Origin of the sequence: Neoroseomonas rubea (assembly GCF_016106015.1) — a bacterium.
GTDB classification, from domain to species: domain Bacteria; phylum Pseudomonadota; class Alphaproteobacteria; order Acetobacterales; family Acetobacteraceae; genus Neoroseomonas; species Neoroseomonas rubea.
This window is the reverse complement of record NZ_JACADQ010000411.1, coordinates 1-3,311: the sequence shown is the minus strand read 5'-3', so window position 1 is coordinate 3,311 and position 3,311 is coordinate 1. Positions and strand designations below refer to the sequence as shown.

The 3,311-nt window shown below is 73.6% G+C and carries 3 protein-coding genes; 2 read left to right on the top strand and 1 reads right to left on the bottom strand.

The window, feature by feature from the left end:
* The first annotated feature begins 193 nt into the window (after nt 1-193).
* Both HW577_RS22830 and HW577_RS22825 read left to right on the top strand, forming a co-directional pair.
* Nucleotides 194-1,279, top strand: a complete 1,086-nt coding sequence (locus HW577_RS22830) for a site-specific DNA-methyltransferase (protein WP_198378412.1) — start codon at nt 194-196, stop codon at nt 1,277-1,279.
* Between the two features lie 12 nt (nt 1,280-1,291).
* A complete protein-coding gene (locus tag HW577_RS22825; protein WP_198378411.1) occupies nt 1,292-1,879 on the top strand; it encodes a hypothetical protein in 588 nt (195 codons plus the stop codon).
* Between the two features lie 176 nt (nt 1,880-2,055).
* Here HW577_RS22825 and HW577_RS22820 read toward each other — a convergent pair.
* On the bottom strand, nt 2,056-3,311 hold a 1,256-nt coding region (locus HW577_RS22820; RefSeq protein WP_232475178.1), incomplete at its 5' end, for a glycosyltransferase family 87 protein.

Below are 3,311 nucleotides of genomic sequence, written 5' to 3'. Positions count from 1 at the left end.
GGGCGCCGGCCTGGCTTGCGCGCCGCGCACTGTCGCGCCCGGGCGGGGCGGCCGGGCTGGGCGCGGTCGCGCTTTGCGCTCCCGGCCCGGTGCGGGGCATCGCGCCGCGGGGGCGCCATCGCATCGCGGCTTGCTTGACCTGCCGAGTCGCACAAGCGATTCTGCGGGCTTCGCGAAGCGAACGGGGTTCGGCTTGGGCACGACGATCGATCTGCCGCTCGACCAGGTTCTGGTCGGCGACTGCATCGCATGGCTGCGGCACCTGCCGCCGGCCAGCGTGCACGCCATCTTCGCGGACCCCCCCTACAACCTGCAACTGAAGGGCACGCTGCGGCGGCCGGACGATTCCCTCGTCGACGGCGTCGACGACGAATGGGACCGCTTCACCGACCTCGGCGCCTACGATGCCTTCACGCGCGAATGGCTGACGGAATGCCGCCGCGTGCTGCGCAAGGACGGCACCATCTGGGTGATGGGCGCCTACCACAACGTCTTCCGCCTCGGCTCCGCGCTGCAGGACCTCGGCTACTGGATCCTGAACGACGTCATCTGGCGCAAGTCGAACCCGATGCCGAACTTCCGCGGCCGGCGCTTCACCAATGCGCATGAGACGCTGGTCTGGGCCGCGCGCGGCCCCGAATCCCGCTACCGCTTCAACTACGCGGCGATGAAGGCGCTGAACGACGACCTGCAGATGCGCAGCGACTGGCTGATCCCGCTCTGCACGGGCGGCGAACGCCTCCGCGACGAGAAGGGAGCCAAGCTGCACCCGACGCAGAAGCCCGAGGCGCTGCTCCATCGCGTCATCCTCTCCTGCACCCAGCCGGGGGAGGTGATCCTCGACCCCTTCCTCGGCTCGGGCACGACGGCGGCGGTGGCGAAGCGGCTCGGACGGCGCTTCATCGGCCTCGAGCGCGACCCGACCTATGCCGAGGCCGCGAAGGCGCGCATCGCGGCGGTCGAGCCCGCGCCGGAGGATGCCGCCGCCGCGCTGCCCTCCAAGCGCGAGCAGAAGCGCATACCCTTCGGCACGCTGGTCGAACGCGGCCTCGTCCCGCCCGGGGCGAAACTCTTCGACCGGCAGAAGCGCTGGGAAGCGGTCGTGGGCGCCGACGGGACGCTGCGCTGCGGCCGCGCCCAGGGCTCGATCCACCAGGTCGGCGCCGCCGTGCAGGAAGCCCCCTCCTGCAATGGCTGGATCTTCTGGCATCTGGAAGGCCGCGACGGCAGGCTGCGCGTGCTGGATGAACTGCGCGAGGCCATCGCGCGCGAGGAATAGGGGAGAGGCCGGATGGGCGAGACGATCGGCGGCGCCGCGGAGGCGATCGAGGCACCCGTCCCGGCAGCCCCGCCGCCCGCGCCGGCGCCGGCGACGCGCACCATGGCCGGCGAGGTGCTGGGCCAGGCGCCCTACATCGCCATGCTCGCGGCGTCCTTCGGCGGCGTCGCCTATGCCGCCTTCTCCAACACGCCGAACGCGATCTACTGGATGGTGATGGCGCCGCTGTTCGGCCTCCTCTGCGTGATCGCCGGCTGGTCGGCGGCGCCGGACCGCGGCGGCAGGCTCCGGCTTATCTGGACGCAGGGGGCGCATTGGGCGGCCTTCCTGCTGGCGATGCTGCTGCTGTTCCGGCCCGAAGTGCAGGGCGTGATGCAGGGGCGCGCGAGCGAGATCGGGCTGCTGCTGCTGCTCGCCCTCGGCGCCTTCGTGGCCGGCGTGCATGCGGGGTCGTGGCGGATCGTCGCGGTCGGCGCGATCCTCGGCCTCGCCGTGCCGCTGCTCGCCTTCATCGAGCAATCGGCGCTGCTGCTGGTGGCGGCAGCGCTGCTGATGGCGGCGACGGGGGCGGTGTTCCTCTGGGCGGCCTCGCGGAGGTGAGTTTTTGCTCGCCTCAGGCGCCGGCGCGAGGTCTTTATATCACCTCAGGCGCCGGCGCCGGCATCCGCCGGCTTGGCTTGCGCGCCGTGCACTGGCGCACCCTGCGCGGCTGACAGTCTGGGCGCGGTCGCGCATTCGCGCTCCCGGATCGACGCTGCGCCTCGATCCGCCCAGGCCTAGTCGCCCCGCGTCCGCCCGATCCGCCGCAGTACCAGCGCCAGCATGATCGCCGGCGCCAGCGCGCCGAAGCCGATGGCCACCGACAGCCCCGCCACGATCGACGCCGCCGGGATGAAATAGGCCGCGACCAGCCCAGCCTTCTCGCCCGGCAGGAAGCCGTCGCGCCGCGCCTCGGCCAGGATCCAGGCCATCGGCAGCAGCAGCAGCGTCAAGTCGTAGACGAAGACGAAGGGCGTGGTGATAGGCGCGCCGGCGGCCACCGCCGCCATCTCCGCCCGCCCGCCCGGCCTGCGGCGCAGCATCCAGGCGACCGCGCCGATCGCGCCCAGCGTCACCGCGCCCTGCACCACCCCCGCCACGGAAGGCCCGATGCCGAGGCCCCGCAGCAGGCCGAACACGCTCTGCAGTTGCCAGGGTTCCAGCACGCCCTGCGCCACGGCATCCCCTGCGCCGGGCAGGCGATCCAGGAAGGCGAACCAGACGCCCGGCCCGAAGGCCAGCAGCGTCGCCACCACCCAGCCCACCCCCGCCACCGCCGCCCAGGCGAGCGCCGCCCAGCGACGCGCGGCGAGCAGCGCCGGGATCACCAGCAGCCCGAGTTGCGGCTTGAAGGCGAGGCTCGCCAGCGCCGCCCCGGCGATCGCCGGCCGGCGGTCCATCGCCAGCCCCGCCACGGCCAGCAGCGCCGCGGTCAGGAATCCGTTCTGCCCATGCAGCGCGTTCAGCACCGTGACCGGTGCCGCGATCATCAGCATCGCCCCGACCCAGCCGGCGCCTGGCAGCCACGCCCGCAGCAGGGCGAAGAGCGCCGCGCCCGTCGCCGCGGCGAAGGCGACGAAGGCCGGCAGCAGCGGCAGCGCCGCCAGCGGCAGGCAGATCAGCAGGAAGGTGGGCGGATAGAAGAAGGCATAGTAGCGCCCCGGCGCGCCCTGCAGCGCGGTCTGCGCCGCCGCATGCGCGGCCCGGTCCCAGGCCGCTTCGGGCCGCCCCTGCCAGGCGAGTTCGGCCGCGGCGCGGAAACTCAGGAAATCCGCATCCCCCGGCGGGCCGTCCCGCCCGGCCAGCGTCAGCGCGGTGTCGACGAAGATGGCGAAGGCCATGATCGCCCAGGCGATGCCGTAGACGCGCAGCCTCTCGGGCGTGAACCAGCCGGTCGCGGCGTTCATCGGCGCACCCGCACGGCTGCGGGCCTTGCCCCGTCGCGCCGGGCAGGCCGGGGCGCTGCGCGGCCGGCCCGGCCGGCGCCATCCAC